Genomic DNA, 23,033 nt, shown 5'->3' with positions numbered 1-23,033 from the left:
AATGGCTGACAGACTTCAGGAAATTAATATCAGTAAAACGATGCGTACGTCATTTCTCGACTATGCGATGAGTGTCATTGTTTCCCGTGCCCTGCCGGATGTCAGGGACGGTATGAAGCCGGTACACCGCAGAATTCTTTACGGTATGCACGATAACGGTATGACTTCAGATAAGCCGTATAAAAAATCGGCACGTATTGTCGGTGATGTAATGGGTAAATACCACCCTCACGGTGACTCATCCATTTATGATGCAATGGTCAGAATGGCACAGGATTTCAGCTACAGATATCCGCTTGTCGACGGTCAGGGGAACTTCGGTTCCATGGACGGCGACGGCGCTGCTGCGATGCGTTATACTGAGGCGAAAATGAGTAAAATATCAATGGAGTTAATGCGTGATATTAATAAAAACACCATTGATTTTGCGGACAACTATGACGGGAATGAACGTGAGCCTGTAGTGCTCCCTGCCCGTTTCCCGAACCTTCTGGTGAACGGTACAAGCGGTATCGCAGTGGGTATGGCAACAAATATACCGCCGCATAATTTAACAGAGGTCATTAATGCCGTTCTCGCATTATCCGATGACCCGGAAATCACTCTGCCCGAACTGATGGAGCACGTGAAAGGACCCGACTTCCCTACTTCCGGTTTAATTGTCGGTAAAGGCGGCATCCGCCGGGCATATGAAACAGGCAGAGGTTCTGTGATGATGCGTGCCCGCTGTGAAATAGAAATGATGAAAAACGGCAAGGAACGGATTGTTGTTTCAGAAGTGCCTTATTTAGTGAATAAAGCCCGTCTGGTTGAAAAAATCGCAGAGCTTGCCCGGGATAAAAAAATCGAAGGCATTACTGATTTACGGGATGAAACAAGCTTAAAAGAAGGCGTTAAAATTATCATCGAACTTCGCAAAGATAAAAATGCGAATGTCGTTCTGAATAACTTATTTAAGCATACGCCGCTGCAGACATCATTCGGTATCAACATGCTCGCACTTGTTGACGGACAGCCGAAAATACTGAGTTTAAAAGAGTCTCTCTATCATTATCTGGAGCATCAGAAAGTAGTGGTCAGAAGACGTACGGAGTTTGATTTAAAACGTGCAGAAGACCGTGCGCATATTTTAGAAGGCTTGAAGATTGCGCTTGATCATATCGATGCAATTATCGCCTTAATCCGCGGTTCCCAGAATGACGAGGAAGCCCGTACAGGCTTAATGGAACAGTTTAATCTGTCAGAGCGTCAGGCACAGTCAATCCTTGATATGCGTCTCCGCCGTTTAACAGGACTGGAACGCAGCAAAATCCAGGCGGAATATGAAGAAATCTTAAAAACCATTGAATATTTAAGAGAAATTCTGTCGGATGAAATGAAACTTCTCGGTATTATCCGTGAGGAATTAACAGAAATCAGAGATAAATACGGTGATGACAGACGGACTGAAATCACTTTAGGAAGTCTGAGTGATATTGAAGATGAGGACTTAATTCCTGAAGAGCAGATTGTCGTGACACTGAGTCATAACAGCTATATTAAACGTCTCCCTTCATCCACTTACCGGGCACAGCACAGAGGCGGCCGCGGTGTTCAGGGGATGAACACAATGGAAGATGATTTTGTGAGTCAGCTGGTGACAATGAGCACGCATGATTATCTCATGTTCTTTACAAATAAAGGACGGATATACCGTCTGAAAGGTTATGAGATTCCTGAGTTATCGAGACAATCGAAAGGTATTCCGATTGTGAATATGCTTGAGATTGATAAAGATGAGAAAATCAGCACGATTATCGGTGTGAAGGACGAAGATTACGAAGGAAAATACTTAATCTTCGCAACTAAACGCGGTATTGTAAAACGTTCATCACTCAATAATTTCGAACGCATCAATAAAAACGGTAAGATTGCCATTACATTTAAAGAGGATGATGAGCTTCTTGCGGTCAGACTGACTGACGGTTCAAAAGAAATTATTCTCGGTACAAAAGATGCATCACTGATCCGTTTTGATGAAGGCCAGATTAGAAACATGGGACGGACAGCTGCCGGTGTTAAAGGAATCAAACTGAGAGAAGCTGATGAAGTTGTCGGCCTTGATGTATTGTCTGAAAACCAGTCTATTTTGATTGTGACATCAAACGGATACGGTAAGATTACTCCGGAAGCGGACTACCGCAGTACAAACCGCGGCGGTGTCGGTGTTAAGACAGCAAACTTAAACGCCCGTAACGGGCAGCTTGTTTACATCGCATCTGTTGACGGTGATGAGGACTTAATGATTGTCACCAACCAAGGTGTAATCATCCGTCTTCTGGTTGAAGAAATTTCTGTGACAGGAAGAAGTACTCAAGGTGTCCGTCTGATTAAATTATCAGATGATCAGCACGTTGCGACTGTTGCGAAAGTTAAAGAAGAAATCGAGGAAGAGGCACTTGAATCACCAGATGAAACACCTGCCCTGCCTGATGAAAGTTTAGATAACGAAGAATAATACAGACAAGGACTCCGGCTTTCGGGGTCCTTTTTTAAAGGAGCATTGAATTATGAAAATAAAACAGCCTGAAATCGGCAGCCATCTTGAACCTGGAAAGATAGAAACTGTTTTGAGTGACCCGGATTTCATTGTAGAAGATTCTGAAGTAAATGGTTCAACTATCGCCGGTGAGTCTGTAGAAAGACTCCGGATATTCTCAAGTACTGTAAAGAACTGTGACTTTTCAAATACCTTCATGGATAGTGTGGATTTTACGGATGTTGTCTTTAATAACTGTGATTTTTCAAACGTGAAGATAGAGGATGGATCCATCCACAGAACCGAATTCCGCAACTGCAGAATGACAGGAATTCAATTCGATAAAATGAATTTCGGCAATGTATTATTCGAAGATACAAAAATGAACCTGTCATCCGTTGTGACTTCTAAATTAGAAAAAGTCCTGCTTAAAGATACTATGCTCGACAGCACAGAATTTCACAGCAGTCAGTTAAAACAGGTTGAATTCGAAGTATGCAGCCTGAATGATATGTATGTCCACGATACACCGTTTAAAAGCTGTGATATCAGCCGGTCATATTTTGACAGCATTACCCTTTCAAAAGAAGATATGACCGGCTGCACCATTTCGAGCAGCCAGGCAGTAACATTCGCAGGCCTGATGGGATTGAACGTGGTGGACTGAATTGTAAATGAGTCCGAAGGAAAGCGGAGTCATCGAAAGTAATAGAGCTTAAAAGTAATCACGTATTGGAGAAAATTCCTGCAGCATAATATTTAAAGAATGGAAAACCATGATTAATGTGGTTTTCCTTTTTTATTTCCTCAAAAATATAAATGTAATATTATCTATTTTCTAAAATCTTAAAAAGTAATGTTGACATTCCCACAGTATGGTATTAATATTCAATTCATACTAAAAAAATAGGATTGGTGATTTTATTATGTCAAGCTCACGCAAAGAAATGGTTTTGGGGCTTTTCTTAGCCGGATACGGTCATCATGTGGCCAGCTGGAGAAATCCGGATGTAAATGAAAAAGGACCGATGGATTTAGAACATTTGATACATATATCGCATCTTGCCGAAGAGGCAAAATTTGACCTTCTGTTTCTTGCAGACAGTTTGTTTATCTCAGAAAAATCCCATCCAAATATTATCAGCAGGTTTGAACCTCTGACGTTATTGTCTGTATTATCCACTCATACAAAAGATATTGGTCTTGCCGCAACGGCTTCTACAACTTACAGTGAACCATTTCATCTGGCACGGGCATTCAGCTCACTTGATCATTTAAGTTCGGGACGTGCCGCATGGAATATTGTGACATCATCCATAGAAAATACAGCACAGAACTTTAATGGGACCAGACATATGGAGCACGAGCTGCGCTATGAACGTGCTGAAGAGTTTGTTGATGTGACTAAAAAATTATGGGATTCATGGAATAGTGAAGGACTGGTACGTAACCGTGAAACCGGTGAGTTTGTTAACAGTGATGCATTTGAACCTATCTCACATAAAGGAAAACATTTCAGTGTTAAAGGACCTCTGAATATCAGTAAGTCTCCTCAGGGGTATCCATTATTGATTCAGGCAGGTTCATCTCCTACAGGAACATCCCTTGCAAGTAAGGTAGCGGATGTTGTATTTACTGCCCAGAGTCAATTATCAGATGCCCGGTCATTTTATAAAACTTTAAAAACAAAAGTTGAAGATGCAGGACGTAAGCCTGAGGATACGTTAATTATGCCGGGGATTTTCCCAGTACTCGGCAGAACACAGAAAGAAGCCGAAGAGAATTATAAGGAACTGCAGGATTTAATTCTACCGGAAGTAGGTCTTCCGATTCTTTCTGAGTATATTAAGCAGGATTTAACTGATATTCCTCTTGAAACAAAGTTTACGGATATTAATTTTGAATCGACAGCTGAAGGTGTGAAGAGCCGGTTTGAAGTGATATACAATGATGCAAAAGTGAATGATTTAACGCTTGAGGAAGTATATAAAAAAGTAGCCGGTTCACGTGGACATAATATTTTTGTAGGTACACCTGAAGGACTTGCAGATGAACTTGAACATTGGTTTAACGAGGACGGCTGTGACGGTTTTAATATTATGCCGCCTGCACTTCCTGCACAATTTGAAATATTTGTCCGTGAAGTAGTACCGATTCTGCAGGAAAGAGAATTATTTAAATCAGATTACCGTCCGGGCACACTGCGTGAAAAATTCGGTTTAGAGAACCGGTAATAAGGAGACATTATGACTTACAGTATTAGAAAAGCAACACTTGAAGACATTCCTGAGTTGATTGATGTATCCCATAAAGCATATGAACCAATCAGACAACTTGGATTGAACTTCACTGGTGCTTATCCAACGAAGGAGAATGTAAGAGAAAATCTTACAGAAAACCAGTGTTATGTCCTTCTAAAAGATGATGTGATTATTGCCACCGCTTCAATCCGGATGCCATGGAGTAAAAATCCGGGTCCGTACGGCTTTCCGCATATTTGGTGGTTCGCCACCCTGCCCGCCTACGGGAATAAAGGTATCGGAAGCAGACTTTTAAAACATATTGAAGAAGAGATTATCCTAAAAGAATATCATTCTCCGGCAGTGACGCTTGGAACTTCGGATGATCATCCATGGTTGATTGATATGTATATTAATAAAGGTTATCAAACGTTCGGCAGCATCGACTTAAGTGATAATCATACAACGCAGTATATGTTAAAAGTACTGGACAGTCATCGTTTTGAAGGTTTTTCAACTATCCGGAACAGGATAGAAAAACCAAAGAAAAAAATTATTTTTGAAGGTGGTGTAACAAATGCCGATTGATCCGTTATATTTCTTTGAAGTCATTCCTGAATTGATACCCTATATTCCTATCACACTGTTTATAGCTGTTGTATCTCTTATTATTGCGGTTGCCGGCGGATTACTTCTGGCATTATGTTTAAGGTCCGGTATATGGATTTTAAGTGCTTTGGCAAAACTATATATTTCATTCTTTAGAGCAGTTCCGACACTTGTACAGCTGTTCATTATATATTACGGACTGCCTCAGATTTTTCCCGGCATGAGCATCATTGATTCAATGACCGCCTCAATTCTCGGGTTGAGTGTAAAAAACGCAGCATATCTGGCGGAAATATTCCGTGCTGCCATCACTTCAGTAGACAAAGGGCAGTTTGAAGGCGCCCGTGCGGTTGGAATGACGAAAGTACAGGCATACATCAGAATTATTCTGCCACAGGCAGTACGCAATGCGATTCCTGCGACGGGGAATCAGTTTATCGGTTTGATGAAGGAAACATCTTTAGTATTTACGCTCGGTATGACAGAGCTGTTTGCACAGGCAAGAATCAGTGCATCAAGCACATACAGATACTTTGAGACATTCCTTGCAGTTGCGGTTATTTACTGGGTGATGACCATTGCATACAGCTATCTCCAGGGATTACTTGAGAAGAAGGTGAATAAACCATATGAGTCATAATAATGAACGTATATTAACGATTAAAAATCTGGTCAAACGATTCGGTGATAATGAAGTATTAAAAGATATCACGATGGATGTCGGACAAGGGGAAGTAATCGCAATTATCGGTCCGTCAGGTTCAGGAAAATCCACGCTGCTCCGTTGTATTAATTATCTGGAAGAACCGGACAGCGGTTATATCAATTTGGAAGAGCTGTCGATTGATACCACCCGGGCAAATAAAAAAGATATTGACCGGTTAACACGTAAATCTTCTATGGTATTTCAGCACTATAATTTGTTTAAAAATAAAACAGTTTTAGAAAATGTGACAGAAGGTTTAATTGTAACGAGAAAAATGAAAAAGAAAGAAGCTGTTGAGAAGGCGCGTGGAATCCTTGAAAAAGTCGGCCTTCTTGCCCAGCTTAAGCAGTATCCTGCCACGTTGTCCGGAGGGCAGCAGCAGCGTGTCGGCATTGCCCGTGCACTGGCGATGGACACACCGCTTTTGTTGTTTGATGAACCGACATCAGCACTCGATCCGGAATTGGTTAAAGGTGTCCTTGATATTATTAAATCCATTACGGAATTGAATCAGACGATGATTATCGTGACACATGAAATGAATTTTGCGAAAGAAGTTTCGGACAAAGTCATTTTTATGGAAGATGGATACATTGTTGAAGAAGGCCCGCCGAAAGAAGTATTCGATCACCCGAAACATAGACGGACGGCACAGTTCATTCATCAGTTTGATGAAAATGAACTTGAAGGCATAGAGATATGACACTGACATCGGATTTTTTACAAAAGCTGTTTGATAAAGCAGAAAGAATTTCAAATGATGAATACAGTGCGGCAAAAAAAGGCGTCCTTGATTTTACTGCATCTTCGATTGCGGCGAAATCACTGCCGCAAATAACGGCTTTGATTGATTACTATGGCCCTGTTAAGAACGGTGTCCCAATTATAGGATATGATAAATCACTGCCGCCGAAGGAATCAGTCATTGTAAATGGCTACATTGCACATTATTTGGACCTGGACGATGTACACTCCGAAGTCCGCGGTCATCCGAGTGCTGTGATTCTCCCCGCCCTTTTAGCTTTGAAAGATACGGAAATTACAGCAGAACACTTCTATAAGTCTTATATTATTGGTGTTGATGCGATAGCCGCTCTCGGAAGAAATATCGGGACACGGCATTATGAGAAAGGCTTTCATGCAAGCAGTACTTTAGGAAGTATAGCCTCTGCCATTTCAGTATCATATGCGTTACACGGTGATATAGAGAAAACAGAAAATGCTGTCGGCATTGCAGTGTCTGCTTCAAGCGGTGTCCGCAGCCAGTTTGGTTCTGAAATGAAGCCGTTTCAGCTTGGCATGTCCGCAGCAAATGGTTTTGAAGCGGCGTTACTCAGCCATCAGTCCCTTGTAGACAGTAATCCGAATCAATTAGCAGCATTCTTTGAAATCTACGGGGATTTTTCCGGACAGTCAATTGATCCGGGTAGATCATTTTCTATTACATCACCCGGACTTTGGTTTAAGCTCTACCCATGCTGTTCCGCTAATTATCATGCAATCGATGCAGTGAAAGAAATCATAGAGATATATGATTTGAAGGAAAGTGATGTTACAGGCGTAGAATTGATTTATCCACCGAACGGTGATGCAGCACTTATACACACAGCCCCGAAAACTGGAAAAGAAGGGATGTTTTCACCTGAATATGTATGTTCACTGCTTCTTCAGCAGAAAACATTAATTCCGTCCCGGTTTGACGACAGAGAAATTGAGGACGAGACACTGCTTCTGATGAAAAAATTCAAACGCACATATGATGCTTCTATTACACCTGCATCAGACGCTGTGCCGGGAGGCAGATTTACAATTGTCAATGTAACAACAACAGACGGTAAATTACTATCTTCAAGAGTGGATAAACCAAAGGGTTCGCCTGAATACCCACTTGATAATCAAGATTTAATGGATAAATTAAATATTTACATCGACCGTTCTATCAATACGAAAGAATTGATAGACAGATTGAACCAAGCAGATACATTACAGAAAATCAAAAAAACGATAGGAGAGATTAAATGAAAAAATTATTAGTACTTATTGCAGGTTTAAGTCTGACACTTGCTGCTTGTTCCGGAGATGATTCTGCTGAAAGCTCTGAGGATAGAGAAACGATCAATGTAGGAACGACAGCACAAAGTTACCCGAATTCTTATGAAGAAGATGGGGAACTCGTTGGATATGATGTTGAAGTAGTTGAACATATCGCAGAAAATCTGGGGTATGAAGTCGAATGGGTAACGGCCGACTTTACAGGAATTATGGGCCAGCTTGAAGCAGGACGTGTAGACACTATTGCGAATGCTGTAGCTTTAACTGAGGAACGTGAAGAAGCGTATATATTTACAGAACCGTATTCATTTGTCGGAAGTCAGATTGTGACAAGAACCGATAATGATGATGTTAACTCTCTGGAAGACCTTGAAGGACTGGAAGTTGCGGGTGTATTGGGATCAAATCATACAAAAGTCCTCGAGGCATATAATGAAGATTCAGACCATCAATTTAATATTTCTACTTATGAACATAGAGAAGGTGCGATGAATGACCTTGAACTCAGCCGTATTGATGGATATGTAAACTCTACTTCAGTACTTCTTGCTGAAATGAATAACCGTGGTTTAGAAATTAAATTTGTCGGTGACCCTATCGGACTTGAGTCCACGAACTTCCCTTTCAATGAAGGTGAAGAAGAGTTACGTGATGAATTTGATACAGAGCTTCAAAAACTGAAAGATGACGGTACCCTTGTAGAACTATCCGAAAAATACTTTGGTGAAGATACTACAGAACCATTAGGTGAAGAGGAATAAGCACATGGATACGGAATGGAGTTATCAATCCATTCCGTATTTCTCATTTTATGACGGTTAAAACAAGATGTATCAGATATAAATATAATTTTCGGACTATTTACTGTGAAATTGAAATTTCTGGGTGAAAGCGCTATAATTAAATCAGTTATTAGACATTAGATGAGGTAATTCAATGGGAAACGAAACAGTACATGCACGTAATGTATTTGGAAAGTATGCAGCACTGGTGGCTTTAACAGATCAGAAGACTGCTTTACAGTTACAGCCTGAATTTAAAGATTTTAAAGTGGTGACGGGTAAAGTCGGTTCAATGGATTTGAAAAAAGTCATTTCATCTGTAGAAACAGCTGCGAAGCGCGGCGGGTTAATAGATTCGGATGCATACAGAGAAACACATGCACTCTATCATGCCATTATAGAAGCGGTAGAAGGTGTGACACGCGGCAGGCTCAGCGTGGGTGAAGTAATGCGGACAGTTGGTTTATCGTTTTCGGTCGTAAGGGGAAATCCTTATGAGGATTCACGTGAAGGTGAATGGCTGGCAGTTTGTTTTTACGGAACGATTGGTGCGCCGATTAAAGGGAAAGAACATGAGGCACTCGGTCTCGGTATTAATCATATATAAAACGTCATAGATATTAGTTATTAGGGACATGGATATCCGAAGGGGATATTATGTCTTTTTTTATTGGGAGAAAGGAGGATACATATGTCTATTCTGCAACTGACCGGTGAAGGGCTGACGATTGAAAAGATCGAAGATTTCCTGGGAAATAATGATTCAACAGTGGAAATTACAGATGAGGGCTATAATCGGTTAAACGCCTCACGCGAGATTGTAAAAAATATTATCAATGATGGGAAAACAATTTACGGTATTACAACGGGATTCGGCTTGTTCAGCGATGTTTTGATTTCTAAGGAGAAGACATCTGAGCTTCAGGCAAATTTAATCCGCTCCCATTGCTGCGGTATCGGGAAGCCGTTTAAAGAACATACTGTACTGGTCATGATGATCTTAAGACTGAATACATTATTAAAGGGGCATTCAGGTATTACAGTAAAACTTGCAGATCAGTTGAAGTTGTTTATTAACAGACGGATTATTCCGAAAGTACCCGAACAGGGTTCGCTTGGTGCATCGGGGGATCTTGCACCGTTATCGCACATTGCGATTACTTTAATGGGAGAAGGCGAAGTATTTTACAAAGGGGAATTAAGACCGGCAGATGAGGTTCTAAAGGAACTGGATATCACTCCGGTTTCACTTGAGGCGAAAGAAGGCCTTGCACTGATTAACGGGACACAGCCGATGACTGCACAGGGGATCATCAATTATATTGAGGCGGCACATCTTGTTGAGTCGAGTTTATGGATCGCATCACTTACCCATCAGGGGTTGAACGGTATTATTGATGCGTATAATCCGAATATTCATCTGTCACGCGGCTATAAAGAGCAGATTTATGCAGCCGGTAAAATGATGGAATACTTAGAAGGCTCGAAACTGACTACACGCCAAGGGGGAGTGCGTGTGCAGGATGCGTATTCACTGCGCTGTATTCCACAGGTGCATGGTGCATCGATGCAGACGCTTGAATATGTGAAAGAAAAACTTGAAATTGAGATGAATGCGGCAAATGATAATCCGCTGATATTCAGTGAAGAAGAAGTATTTTCCGGGGGGAATTTTCACGGTCAGCCGATTGCGATTGCAATGGACCTGCTCAAAATCGGCATGGCGGAAATCGCAAACATTTCAGAGCGGCGGATTGAACGGCTGGTAAACCCGGCATTAAACGGAGATCTGCCGGCATTTTTAAGTCCGGAAGTGGGTTTTCAGTCGGGGGCAATGATTATGCAGTATGCTGCAGCGAGCCTCGTATCTGAAAATAAAACACTCGCACATCCGGCAAGTGTGGATTCCATCCCCTCTTCTGCGAATCAGGAGGATCATGTATCAATGGGGACAATCGGAGCAAGGCATGCGGGGGATATTATAGAAAATGTACGCAATGTGCTCGCTATTGAGCTGATCATTGCATTGACAGCTGTCGAAATTAAAGGGGTCGGCAGATTGTCACCGAAAACAAGGGAGAAATTTGAACAGTATAGATTAGTGACGAAATTTATTGAACGGGACAGGAATTTCAGTATCGATATTAAAAATGTATCTGCTGCACTCACTGTGGTGAATTAACTTTTTAAAGGGGTTTTTAATATGTCTTGGAAAATTACTGCTAAAAAAGGTTTGGAGATTGAATGTAAGGGATGGGAACAGGAAGCGGCACTCCGTATGCTGTATAACAATCTGGATCCGGAAGTTGCCGAACGGCCGGAAGACCTGGTGGTATACGGAGGCATCGGTAAGGCGGCACGTAACCGGGAGTCGTTTGAAGCGATTGTAGAAACGCTCCGGGAACTTGAGAAGGATGAGACGATGCTTGTTCAGTCAGGGAAACCGGTCGCAGTATTTAAAACGCACGAAGCAGCACCGAGGGTTTTATTATCAAATTCAGTTCTTGTACCGAAATGGGCGGACTGGGAACATTTTAATGAACTCGATAAGAAAGGTTTAATGATGTACGGTCAGATGACTGCGGGGTCCTGGATTTATATTGGTTCACAGGGTATTGTCCAGGGCACGTATGAAACATTCGCAGAGCTCGCGAATCAAAACTACGGCGGCTCTTTAAAGGGGACAATCACATTGACTGCAGGACTCGGGGGCATGGGCGGAGCACAGTCGCTTGCTGTGACGATGAATGAGGGTGTTGCGCTTTGTGTTGAAGTGGATCCGTCACGTATTGAAAAACGTCTTTCAACAAAATATCTGGATATCAGTACAGATTCGCTTGATGAAGCATTGAAAATGGCTGAAGACGCGAAACATGAAGGCCGTCCATTATCTATCGGTTTAATCGGGAACGCGGCAGAAGTCCATCATGAAATTTTGAAACGGGGATTCAAAATTGATGTGGTGACTGATCAGACATCCGCACATGATCCGTTGAACGGCTATATTCCGGAAGGCTTCTCATTGTCCGAGGCAGAAGAATTAAGAGAAAGCAATCCAAAAGAATATGTCAGTCTTGCATCACGCTCTATGGCAAAGCACGTAGAAGCAATGCTTGAGTTTCAAAAAAGGGGTTCAGTGGTTTTTGATTACGGCAACAACATCCGTCAGGTGGCTTTGGATACAGGCGTCCATAATGCATTTGATTTTCCGGGCTTTGTACCGACATACATCCGGCCGTTGTTCTGCGAAGGTAAAGGTCCTTTCCGTTTTGCTGCACTGAGCGGTGATCCGAAAGATATTTACGCGGCAGACAGAAAGATGCGTGAACTTTTCCCGGACAATGAAAAACTCATGCGCTGGCTGGATATGGCGGAGGAGAAAATTGCCTTTCAGGGGCTGCCCTCCCGTATCGCATGGCTCGGTTACGGAGAACGTGCAAAAATGGGTCTCGCACTGAATGAAATGGTGGCGTCGGGTGAAATTTCAGCACCTGTCGTTATTGGCCGTGATCATCTCGATTCCGGTTCTGTCGCAAGTCCGAACAGGGAAACAGAAAGCATGAAAGACGGCAGTGATGCGGTTGGTGACTGGGCGGTATTGAATGCGCTGATTAATACTGCTGCCGGCGGTTCATGGATCAGCTTTCATCACGGTGGCGGTGTTGGTATGGGGTATTCACTGCATGCTGGTATGGTGGTCGTTGCAGACGGTACAAAGAACGCGGAAAAACGTCTCGGACGTGTGCTGACTACAGATCCCGGAATGGGAATCGCAAGGCATGCCGATGCCGGGTACAGTAAAGCGGTTAAGGCCGCAAAGACACATGGTATCCACATACCGATGCTTAAGGAGGTCCATGATGAATGATATAATCATTAAAAATATAAAATCTTTAATTCTGCCGAAAAAATCGGTACATCCGTTAAAGGGAAAAGAGATGGATGAATTAACGATTATAGATGATGCGGAAGTGGTCATTAATGCGGGCAGAATTATTTATGCAGGTCCTTCCGGTCATGATTTTCAGGCTGAAAAAGAAATGGATGCCGGCGGCCGTATCGTCTCCCCTGCCCTCGTTGAGCCGCACACTCATATCGTGCACGGCGGTTCCCGTGAACATGAAATGTCATTGAAGCGGCAGGGTGTGCCCTATCTGGAAATTCTTAAACAGGGCGGCGGTATTCTAAACACAGTCGAAGCGACCAGAAATGCGTCATTTGACGAACTGTTAAATAAAGCATCCGCCAGTATGACGCGGATGATCCAGCACGGTGTACTGACTATCGAAAGTAAGAGCGGCTACGGTCTTGACCGAGAGACGGAAATGAAACAGCTGCAGGTATCAAGAGCTCTGGAAGAGAAATTTCCGGTCATGATGAAACACACTTTTTTAGGACCACATGCCGTACCAAGGGATAAAGACAGTGATGTGTTTTTAGATGAAATGATTTCTTTATTGGATGAGGTCAAAGAAATCGCAGATTTCGCAGATATATTTTGTGAAACGGGCGTATTTACTATCGAACAGTCGAGGAAATATATGACTGCTGCCCGTGAGAAAGGGCTCCGGGTGAAAATTCATGCGGATGAAATCGATCCGCTCGGCGGTCTCGAACTCGCCCTTGAACAGGATGCCGTCAGTGCCGACCATCTGGTGGCAGCAAGTGAAGAAGGGAAACGTCAGCTCGCATCAACCGATACAGTTGCGGTACTTCTGCCGGGCACGACGTTTTATCTCGGCAAAAATGAATTTGCGGATGCGCGCGGGATGATTGATGCAGGCGGTGCCGTATCACTGGCGACGGATTACAACCCCGGCAGCTGTGTGACGGATAACCTGCAGATGATTATGGCGGTGGCGGCATTGAAACTGAAAATGACACCGAATGAAATCTGGAATGCTGTAACAGTAAATGCCGCACACGCTGTCGGCCTCGGTACTGTACGCGGCACGCTCGACGAAGGGGATACGGCGGACCTCGTGATATGGGATGCACCAAATCATGAGTATATCCCCTACCACTACGGTGTCAACCACGCGTATCAAGTGATTGCAGGCGGTAAGGTGATTTTCGAACGTCCGGGTCTGTCTCTGTAGCATTTTCAGCATCATTTTTTATACGGGTCTTGCGTTTATCGGTGGTCCGTTATAAAATAGCACCAAGTTAATATTTACTGCTTTGAAGGAAACAGTAGCATATTCAGTATTTTAGAGAGGCCGTGGCTGGTGAAAACGGCTGTCTGTTATGTGAATTTCCATCCTTCAATATGAAGCAGCCGGCAGTGATGCCGTTATGTAAATGAGATAGTGCAGTCTGCACTAATTAGGGTGGCATCGCGTAAACCACGTCCCTTTCCGGAGGGATGTGGTTTTTTATTTTAAAATAAAAAACATGGAGGCGGATTAGTATGTTGGATATAAAAAATATCAGACAGAATACAGAGACAGTAAAAGAGAAAGTCGCAAAGCGCGGAATGGACAGCGGTGTGATTGATGAAGTGATTAATCTTGATCAGGAGCGGCGTGAGCTGATCAGTAAAACAGAAGAACTGAAAAGTAAACGAAATAAAGTATCTCAGGAAATTGCGAAAAAGAAGAGAAATAAAGAAGACGCAGATGATGTGATTAAAGAGATGCGTGAAACGGGTGACGAAATCAAAGCGATTGACCAGCGTCTAAATGAAGTTCAGGCAGCGCTGACCGATCAATTGAGCCGTATCCCGAACCTTATTCATGATGATGTGCCTGAAGGCAGGGATGATACAGAGAACGTTGAAATCAGAAAAACAGGAACGCCGCGTGCGTTTGATTTTGAGCCGAAAGCACACTGGGATATTTTAGAGGCGCTCGAGCTTGCAGATTTTGAACGTGCTGCGAAAGTGTCCGGTGCACGTTTTGTGTACCAGACCGGTGATGGTGCGCGTCTTGAGCGTGCGTTGATGAATTTCATGCTGGATGTTCACAATCAAAACGGCTATAGAGAAATGATGACACCTCAGATAGTCAGAAAAGAGGCGATGTATGCGACAGGACAGCTGCCGAAATTTGAAGCGGATTTATTCAAAATTGACGGTATGGAAATGTACACTATACCAACATCTGAAGTCACACTGACGAATTATTATAAGGATGAAACATTGAATAATGAAGTACTGCCTGCAAAGTTTACGGCACAGACGGCATGTTTCAGAAGTGAGGCGGGTTCTGCCGGGAGAGATACGCGCGGTTTAATCAGACTGCATCAGTTCAACAAGGTCGAGATGGTGCGTTTTGAGCGTCCGGAAGATTCATGGAATGCGCTTGATGAAATGACAAATCATGCGGAAAATATTTTGAACCTGCTTGAAATCCCCCACCGTACAGTATTATTATGTACGGGTGACATCGGATTCGGTGCTTCAAAAACCTATGATGTTGAAGTATGGCTGCCGAGCTACGATGACTACAAAGAAATCAGCTCCATTTCAAACATGACTGATTTCCAGGCAAGAAGAGGAAACATTAAGTTTAAGCGTGATAAAGATGCGAAGCCGGAACTTGTCCACACTTTAAACGGCAGCGGTCTTGCGGTTGGAAGAACAATGGCGGCAATTCTTGAAAACTATCAAAATGAAGACGGAACTGTAACAGTGCCGGAGGTATTACGGCCGTATATGGGTGGTCAGTCAAAGCTTGAACAGTTATAATAACAGTACTGGATGCTCCTATTCATAATAGGAGCATTATTTTTTAATGAGGGTGTGCTTATTTTGGATCAGAGAGTTTCATTTATAGAAACATTACTTACGATATTAATCGTGTTTCTTTTTATCACACTGACAAATGTCAGTCTCGTCTTCGGCATATTTTTACTGCCGTTTGTCGTACTCTACCTGCTTAAATTGAAACACAAATCAAATTATCATTTCTGGCTGATTTTCTTCAGTTTTATGATACCTGCATTATTGTTTCTTGAACCCTCTATACTATTGTGGTTTGTGATATTATATATACTAACAGCAGTGATTCACTCGAGTATTGTGAAGGGTTACACACAGGAACTGACATTGTTTTATGTCACGTTTACGATTGCCCTCGGTACGCTTCTCGGGTTGAACATTCTGCAGGCATTTGGTTTTATCCAGCCGTTGTCTGAAACATATTTTGCATTCAGAAATTGGTATGTTGATCAAATTGAAACATTCGGCTCAATTCCGTTCGGTGGAATTGACATTGAAGTATTTAAAACGGCCCTGGACCAGTTTTATATCAATCTTCCGGGGTACATTACAGTATTATCATTCTTCATCGCACTGTATACAGTGCTGATGCTCCGTATTACTTTGAATAAAGAACAGATGAAACCATGGCCGAGAGCAGCATTTTCAGACTGGCAGTTCCCTAGAATTACACTGTACATATTTTTCATTGTCTTTGTAATTTCATTTTTTACAACGGGAGAAGGTACATTCCAGTCACTTATCAGCAATGCGCTTTTAGTCAGTGAGTGGGCGGTATTTATTCACGGGCTGGCATTCAGTTATTTCTTCTTCCTTGAGAAGAAAATGAATAAAGTGCTTGCGGTAATTCTCCTGATTCCACTCTTTTTCCTAAGACCGCTGACACTTTTAATCGGTCTTTTGGAGATGATGTTCAGGTTAAGAATGTTATTAATCATGAAAAGGAAGTGACAAAGTGTTCAACGCCCTAGATAAAAAATTAGTTTACATCCCATTCGGCGTCGCTGCCTTCCATATTTTAGTGTTGAATATCTTTGTGATGGTCAATTACTTTGCTGTAGGAGTGATTATTTTCCTGCTCAGTTTAGTAGTTCTTGGACTGGTGTTCGTATACCTTCAGCGTGGTTTATCGAGTAACGATATCAGATTCCAGAAACTGGTTCATGACGTTGCAGGGACTAAAAAATATGCAGTGGATGAAATGCCGATCGGTCTGATTATATTAAATGATGATGATGAGATTGAATGGATGAATGATTTTATTGGAGCAGAACTGACACAAGACGTACTCGGGGAACCGGTAAATAAAATATTCCCGAACATTATGACATCCTTGAAGGCGAACAATATGATTGTCATTGAATCGTCCTACAGAGACAGGCATTTTCGTATTTACTGGGAAGAAGAACATCAGGCCCTTCACCTGATAGATATCACAGCACAGCGCGAACTTGAAGGAAAAGTCGAAGGGAAGTCCCCTGTTATCGGTATTTTATTTCTCGATAACTACGACGATATGACTCAGAATATGAGTGAGGCACTGAAGAGTGAACTGAATAACAGAATTACGAATACGATTAATGACTGGGCAATGCGTCATCATATTTACATCCGGCGCTTTTCCCAGGACAGATTTATCATTGTGCTGAATAAGGAGCATCTGAAGGAGATTGAAACGACACGCTTTAATCTGCTGGATGAAGTCCGTGACCGTTCCCGTGAACTCGGTGCCCAGATTACTTTATCCATCGGTGTCGGCGAAGGTAGCGAGGATCTTGTGGAAATCGGTGAACTCGCCCAGTCGTCACTTGACCTTGCGCTCGGCCGCGGGGGTGACCAGGTGGCTGTTAAAACACCGAATGGTGCATCACGTTTTTACGGCGGCAAAACAGACCCTATGGAAAAACGGACGCGTGTAAAGGCGCGTGTTGTGGCCCATGCATTAAGAGATATTCTGCTTGAAGGTGACAACGTTATTATCATGGGACATAAACGCCCGGATATGGATGCGATTGGTGCATCACTTGGTGTCGCAAGACTTGCATCGATGAATAATATTGAAGCGCATATTATTTTAAATGATGAGGATATTGATGATACACTTCAAAGAATGATGAGAGAAGTTAATGAGCGTGAAGAACTTCTTGCACGTTTTGTCTCAAGTGAAGAAGCCTGGGATATGATTTCTCTGAAGACTACAGTGGTTGTTGTCGATACCCACCGCCCGTCGATGGTGCTGGATGAGGATATTTTAAATAAAGCGACCCGCAAAGTGGTCATTGACCACCACAGACGGGCGGATGATATTATATCCAATCCCCTGCTCGTCTACATGGAGCCTTACGCATCCAGTGCGAGTGAACTGGTTGCGGAGCTTCTTGAGTACCAGGGCAAGCAGCAGAAACTTTCAAGAATTGAAGCCACAGTCATGCTCACCGGCATCATTGTTGATACACGTAACTATACGCTCAGAACAGGATCAAGAACATTTGATGCGGCAAGTTTCCTGAGAAGTAACGGTGCAGACCCTGTACTGGCACAGACGTTTTTGAAGGATGATATTGATACGTATATTGCACGGAGTGATTTAATTAAATCGGCTGAAATCTGGGAATCCGGTGTGGCGGTTGTTAAATCTGATGTATCTATGACATATCATCCGGTCACTGTAGCTCAGGCGGCAGACCAGCTGCTGCAGATTGACGGTGTGAAAGCATCATTTGTGATTGCACTGCGTGAAGATGAGTCCATCGGTATTTCCGCACGTTCCTTAGGCGATGTGAATGTTCAGCTGGTCATGGAAGCCCTCGGCGGCGGCGGCCACCTGACAAACGCAGCAACAAGAATTACAGAACGCAGTATTGACGAGGTCTATGATGACCTTGTGAAAGCGATAGAAGAAGTAACAGAAGGCAGGAGTGGAGACGAATGAAAGTAATTTTTTTAAATGATGTAAAGAATAAAGGTAAAAAAGGTGAAGTGAAGGAAGTTGCAACGGGTTATGCCCAGAACTTCCTGATTAAAAAAGGACTCGCAGAAGAAGCGACACCCGGCAACCTGAAGAAGCTTGAAGCACAGAAAGAGGCGGCAAAAGAAGCGGCTGCGCAGGAATTGGAAGATGCTAAATCATTAAAAGAAACACTTGAAGGTAAAGAAGTTGAAGTAAAAACAAAAGCCGGTGAAGGCGGCAAATTATTCGGTTCCATCAGTTCCAAACAGGTGGTGGATGCGTATAAAGAGCAGCATGACATCAAGCTTGATAAGAGAAAACTTGATATGTCCGAACCTCTCAAGAGTCTCGGATATCACAGACTTCATGTGAAACTGCATCAGGAAGTCAGTGCAGAAATTAAAGTGCATGTCGTTGAAAAATAAACGAATTTTAAAAGGAGGAATCGGTAATGAACGGACATAACCAAATGCCGCATGATGTTGAAGCGGAACAGTCGGTGTTAGGTGCGATTATTATCGATCCCGAGATTTATATATCAGTATCGGAAACACTGGATCCGGATGATTTCTACCGTCACGAACACCAGCATATATTCCGTGCCGTCGGTACACTGAGTGAAGAACGCAGCCGGATTGACCTGGTTACAATTTCCGATCAGCTGCGTCAGATGGGCGAGTTTAATGCTGCAGGCGGACCGAGATACCTCGGTGAACTGGCAGAGTTTGTGCCGACAACACATAACTGGCAGTTTTATATGGAAATTGTTGCGAAGTATTCACTGCGCCGTAAGCTGATTCAGACAGTAAGCGAAATCGCTACAGACGGATTTTCAGAGGAAATAGATATAGAAGACCTGCTCAATGAGGCAGAGTCACGTGTTATGTCGATTTCCGAAGCGAGACGGAATGAAGGCTTCAAATCGATGAAGTCGGTCGTCCATGAAGTGTATGAGCAGGTTGAAGCACGGGCATCAAAAGGATCAACAACAACAGGTATCCCGACCGGATACAGAGACCTTGATTTTATGACTTCCGGCTTCGGCAGAAATGACTTGATTATTCTCGCAGCCCGCCCTTCCATGGGTAAGACGGCATTCGCCTTAAATATCGCAGGACATGTCGGAACGTCCCAGGATAATTATTCAGTGGCAATTTTTTCATTGGAGATGGGTGCGGACCAGCTGGTATCGAGAATGATTTCATCAAAAGGAATGATTGATGCGACAAAGATCCGTCAGGGGAATTTAGAACAGCAGGACTGGGATAATTTCACGACGGCAATCGGACAGCTTGCAGATTCCAAAATATTTATTGATGATACACCGGGTATTCGTGTTTCGGATATCCGTTCGAAATGCCTCAGACTGAAGCAGGAACACGGGCTGGATATGATTATCATCGACTATCTTCAGCTGATTCAAGGCTCCGGGACACGGAGTTCAGACAACCGCCAGCAGGAAGTGTCGGAGATTTCGAGAATGTTAAAGGCACTGGCGCGTGAAGTGGAAGCGCCGGTTATCGCACTGTCACAGCTTTCAAGAAGTGTGGAAACAAGACAGGACAAGCGACCGATGATGAGTGACCTCCGTGAATCAGGTTCCATTGAGCAGGATGCGGATATAGTCGCTTTCTTATACCGGGAAGATTATTATACGCGCGGCGACGGTGAGGATGACGCTGCGGGTGCACAGAAGGAACAGGATGAAATTGAAATCATTTTAGCCAAGCATCGTAACGGTCCGACCGGAACCGTCAGTCTTATCTTCAATAAATCCTACTCAAGCTTTTTTGATCAGGATAACCGGGATTACGGGGATGGATACATCCCTCCGAACTAAATTCACGAATGTTTTTGAAGGTAATCTTCAAAAGCATTCGTGTTTTTATTGTAATTTGATTGTGATATTGGTAGAATGAGTACGTCATTAATGAAGAAATTTGGAGGCTATTACATGTCTGGAACAGTTGTAGTTGGAACACAGTGGGGCGACGAAGGTAAAGGTAAGATTACGGATTTCTTATCTGAGGATGCAAATATTATCGCGAGATTCTCCGGCGGAAACAACGCGGGACATACGATTCAATTCGGCGGCGAAACATATAAGCTGCATTTAGTGCCATCAGGAATTTTCTATCAGGATAAAATTTCTCTAGTCGGTAATGGTGTGGTCATCGATCCGCTCTCTTTAATTAAAGAGCTCGACGGACTGATTGAACGTGGAATCAGTGTGGATAATTTAAGAATTTCAAACCGTGCACAGGTGATTCTCCCCTATCACTTACTGCAGGATGAACTTGAAGAAGAAGCACGCGGTGAAAATAAAATCGGTACGACAAAACGCGGAATCGGTCCGTGCTATGTAGATAAAGTACAGCGTATCGGTATCCGGATGGCGGACCTGGTTGATACAGAAACATTTAAAGTGCGTCTTGAAGAAAATCTGAAATTGAAAAACCATACGTTAAAAGCACTGTATGATCATGAAGGATTTACATTTGATTCTATTTATGATGATTACAAAAAAGCGGCTGAACGTCTGGCGCCTTATGTTACAGATACAGCGAAGCTTTTGGATGATGCCTTCCAAAACAATGAAAAAGTGCTATTTGAAGGTGCACAGGGTGTCATGCTTGATATCGACCACGGGACATACCCGTTTGTTACATCAAGCAATCCTGTCGCAGGAAACGTCACAGTCGGCTGTGGTGTCGGTCCGACACATGTAAAAAATATTGTCGGTGTATGTAAAGCATATACATCCCGTGTCGGTGATGGTCCTTTCCCTACGGAACTCTTTGACGACCACGGTCATCATATCCGTGAAGTCGGCCGTGAATACGGTACAACAACAGGACGCGCGCGCCGTGTCGGCTGGTTTGACAGTGTCGTTGTCCGCCATTCAAGACGTGTCAGCGGTATTACCGATTTATCATTAAACTCTATCGATGTGTTAAGCGGACTCGATACAGTTAAAATCTGTGTGGCGTATGAACTTGATGGTGAAGAAATCACTGAGTACCCTGCAACACTTGAAGCTCTGAAACGTGCAAAGCCAATCTATAAAGAGATGCCGGGCTGGTCTGAAGATATTACAGGTGTTAAACATCTGGAAGACCTTCCTGAAAATGCTTTGAACTACTTACGTGAAATTGAAAAATTATGCGGTGTCAGCGTATCGATTTTCAGTGTCGGTCCGGACCGTAATCAGACCAATCTTTTGAAAAACTTCTGGTCTTAATTTAAAAACCGCTGCAGTGTAATCATCCGCTGCAGCAGTTTTTTATTTATGTATATCATCATCTGCATATCGAATGCTTGTTTCTTTCAAAAATTTCAATTAAGGGTAAATAATAATAAAATAGTTATTGTAATTGGAATTTGAATCATGCTATAATAATTTTTGTGTCATATGACTTACATATGGCCCGTTGGTCAAGTGGTTAAGACACCGCCCTTTCACGGCGGTAACACGGGTTCGAATCCCGTACGGGTCACTTTTATTTTAATTGAATTATACATATGGTCCCGTGGTGTAGCGGTTAACATGCCTGCCTGTCACGCAGGAGATCGCGGGTTCGATTCCCGTCGGGACCGTAAATAGAACTATCAATATCAGATGATGTTGGTAGTTTTTTGTTGTGAAAATGGAAAAGTTCACTAAAAAATGATACATTTAAGTGTGGGAAGATATACATTCTTGTAGACTCACATGATATTAAGTGTGACTGACAAATGAAGTGAGGGAAAGACATGCCTAAAAAAATTGTAGTCGTTGATGATGAGAGACCGATCGCAGATATACTGGAGTTCAACCTGGATAAAGAAGGATATGAAGTGCATTGTGCTTATGACGGTAATGATGCGCTGGAGCTGATTTTGGAAGTAGAACCGGATATTGTACTTCTTGATATTATGCTGCCGGGTATGGACGGTATGGAAGTGTGCAGAGAAGTCAGAAAAACGCACGATATGCCGATTATTATGCTGACAGCAAAAGACTCTGAAATTGATAAAGTACTCGGCCTCGAACTCGGTGCCGATGACTATGTCACAAAACCGTTCTCAACCCGTGAATTAATTGCCCGTGTTAAGGCGAACCTTCGCCGTAATAATGCACCTGCAGTAAAGGCCGAAGACGGTGAAACAACGAACATTCAAATTAAGGATATTACGATTATACCGGAATCCTATGCGATAAAAAAACACGGCAAAGATATTGACTTGACCCACCGTGAGTTTGAACTCTTTAACTATCTGGCACAGCATATTTCCCAGGTAATGACGAGAGAGCACCTCCTTGAAACAGTATGGGGTTACGATTACTTCGGAGATGTGAGAACTGTGGATGTGACTGTACGGAGACTCAGAGAGAAAATTGAGGATGATCCGTCACACCCTGAGTATTTAATGACACGACGCGGCGTCGGCTATTATATCCAAGGAAATGATTAA

At 42.9% G+C, this 23,033-nt stretch carries 19 protein-coding genes and 2 tRNA genes; all 21 read left to right on the top strand.

Annotated elements, in window-relative coordinates:
- The first annotated feature begins 1 nt into the window (after position 1).
- The 21 genes from gyrA to yycF all read left to right on the top strand — a co-directional run bounded on the left by gyrA (position 2) and on the right by yycF (position 23,033).
- Entirely contained in the window at positions 2–2,497 is a 2,496-nt protein-coding gene (gene gyrA, locus ACFSX4_RS11535; RefSeq protein ID WP_377774752.1) for a DNA gyrase subunit A, read from the top strand.
- A 52-nt stretch (positions 2,498–2,549) separates the two neighbouring features.
- A complete protein-coding gene (locus ACFSX4_RS11530; RefSeq protein ID WP_377774750.1) occupies positions 2,550–3,185 on the top strand; it encodes a pentapeptide repeat-containing protein in 636 nt (211 codons plus the stop codon).
- A gap of 259 nt (positions 3,186–3,444) precedes the next feature.
- Positions 3,445–4,752, top strand: coding sequence for an LLM class flavin-dependent oxidoreductase (locus tag ACFSX4_RS11525; protein ID WP_377774748.1), 1,308 nt, complete (start codon positions 3,445–3,447; stop codon positions 4,750–4,752).
- 12 nt (positions 4,753–4,764) lie between these two features.
- Positions 4,765–5,346: a GNAT family N-acetyltransferase gene (locus ACFSX4_RS11520; RefSeq protein WP_377774746.1), complete on the top strand. Its 582-nt coding sequence runs from the start codon at positions 4,765–4,767 to the stop codon at positions 5,344–5,346.
- Complete coding sequence (locus ACFSX4_RS11515; RefSeq protein ID WP_377774744.1) at positions 5,336–6,007, top strand: amino acid ABC transporter permease; 672 nt, start codon at positions 5,336–5,338, stop codon at positions 6,005–6,007. The genes ACFSX4_RS11520 and ACFSX4_RS11515 overlap by 11 nt, the downstream gene beginning before the upstream one ends.
- Positions 6,008–6,017: 10 nt before the next feature.
- A complete protein-coding gene (locus ACFSX4_RS11510) occupies positions 6,018–6,776 on the top strand; it encodes an amino acid ABC transporter ATP-binding protein (RefSeq protein ID WP_377775385.1) in 759 nt (252 codons plus the stop codon).
- Positions 6,773–8,095 (top strand): MmgE/PrpD family protein, encoded by a 1,323-nt coding sequence (locus tag ACFSX4_RS11505; RefSeq protein ID WP_377774742.1) that lies wholly within the window; start codon positions 6,773–6,775, stop codon positions 8,093–8,095. The genes ACFSX4_RS11510 and ACFSX4_RS11505 overlap by 4 nt, the downstream gene beginning before the upstream one ends.
- Positions 8,092–8,886, top strand: coding sequence for a transporter substrate-binding domain-containing protein (locus tag ACFSX4_RS11500; RefSeq protein ID WP_377774740.1), 795 nt, complete (start codon positions 8,092–8,094; stop codon positions 8,884–8,886). The genes ACFSX4_RS11505 and ACFSX4_RS11500 overlap by 4 nt, the downstream gene beginning before the upstream one ends.
- A 175-nt stretch (positions 8,887–9,061) precedes the next feature.
- Complete coding sequence (gene hutP / locus ACFSX4_RS11495) at positions 9,062–9,514, top strand: hut operon transcriptional regulator HutP (RefSeq protein ID WP_377774738.1); 453 nt, start codon at positions 9,062–9,064, stop codon at positions 9,512–9,514.
- 84 nt (positions 9,515–9,598) lie between these two features.
- On the top strand, positions 9,599–11,089 hold the full coding sequence (hutH, locus tag ACFSX4_RS11490; protein WP_377774736.1) for a histidine ammonia-lyase: 1,491 nt from the start codon (positions 9,599–9,601) through the stop codon (positions 11,087–11,089).
- A 21-nt stretch (positions 11,090–11,110) separates the two neighbouring features.
- Entirely contained in the window at positions 11,111–12,775 is a 1,665-nt protein-coding gene (gene hutU, locus ACFSX4_RS11485) for a urocanate hydratase (RefSeq protein WP_377774734.1), read from the top strand.
- Positions 12,768–14,006: an imidazolonepropionase gene (hutI, locus tag ACFSX4_RS11480; protein WP_377774732.1), complete on the top strand. Its 1,239-nt coding sequence runs from the start codon at positions 12,768–12,770 to the stop codon at positions 14,004–14,006. The genes hutU and hutI overlap by 8 nt, the downstream gene beginning before the upstream one ends.
- Before the next feature lie 311 nt (positions 14,007–14,317).
- Positions 14,318–15,595: a serine--tRNA ligase gene (gene serS / locus ACFSX4_RS11475; protein ID WP_377774730.1), complete on the top strand. Its 1,278-nt coding sequence runs from the start codon at positions 14,318–14,320 to the stop codon at positions 15,593–15,595.
- 54 nt (positions 15,596–15,649) lie between these two features.
- Positions 15,650–16,579, top strand: coding sequence for a DUF2232 domain-containing protein (locus tag ACFSX4_RS11470; RefSeq protein WP_377774728.1), 930 nt, complete (start codon positions 15,650–15,652; stop codon positions 16,577–16,579).
- Positions 16,580–16,583: 4 nt separating this feature from the next.
- Positions 16,584–18,560: a DHH family phosphoesterase gene (locus ACFSX4_RS11465; RefSeq protein ID WP_377774726.1), complete on the top strand. Its 1,977-nt coding sequence runs from the start codon at positions 16,584–16,586 to the stop codon at positions 18,558–18,560.
- A complete protein-coding gene (gene rplI, locus ACFSX4_RS11460) occupies positions 18,557–19,003 on the top strand; it encodes a 50S ribosomal protein L9 (RefSeq protein WP_377774724.1) in 447 nt (148 codons plus the stop codon). Before ACFSX4_RS11465 ends, rplI begins: the two co-directional genes overlap by 4 nt.
- Positions 19,004–19,029: 26 nt before the next feature.
- On the top strand, positions 19,030–20,418 hold the full coding sequence (gene dnaB / locus ACFSX4_RS11455) for a replicative DNA helicase (protein WP_377774722.1): 1,389 nt from the start codon (positions 19,030–19,032) through the stop codon (positions 20,416–20,418).
- Between the two features lie 114 nt (positions 20,419–20,532).
- Complete coding sequence (locus ACFSX4_RS11450) at positions 20,533–21,819, top strand: adenylosuccinate synthase (RefSeq protein ID WP_377774720.1); 1,287 nt, start codon at positions 20,533–20,535, stop codon at positions 21,817–21,819.
- A 184-nt stretch (positions 21,820–22,003) separates the two neighbouring features.
- A tRNA-Glu gene (locus ACFSX4_RS11445) sits at positions 22,004–22,075 on the top strand.
- A 27-nt stretch (positions 22,076–22,102) separates the two neighbouring features.
- A tRNA-Asp gene (locus ACFSX4_RS11440) sits at positions 22,103–22,175 on the top strand.
- Positions 22,176–22,331: 156 nt separating this feature from the next.
- Positions 22,332–23,033 (top strand): response regulator YycF, encoded by a 702-nt coding sequence (gene yycF / locus ACFSX4_RS11435; protein ID WP_377774718.1) that lies wholly within the window; start codon positions 22,332–22,334, stop codon positions 23,031–23,033.

The sequence above is a fragment of the Corticicoccus populi genome, assembly GCF_042686195.1.
In the GTDB taxonomy this organism is placed as follows: domain Bacteria; phylum Bacillota; class Bacilli; order Staphylococcales; family Salinicoccaceae; genus Corticicoccus; species Corticicoccus populi.
The sequence above is the reverse complement of the archived record's forward strand: the minus strand, read 5'-3'. Positions and strand labels throughout refer to the sequence as shown.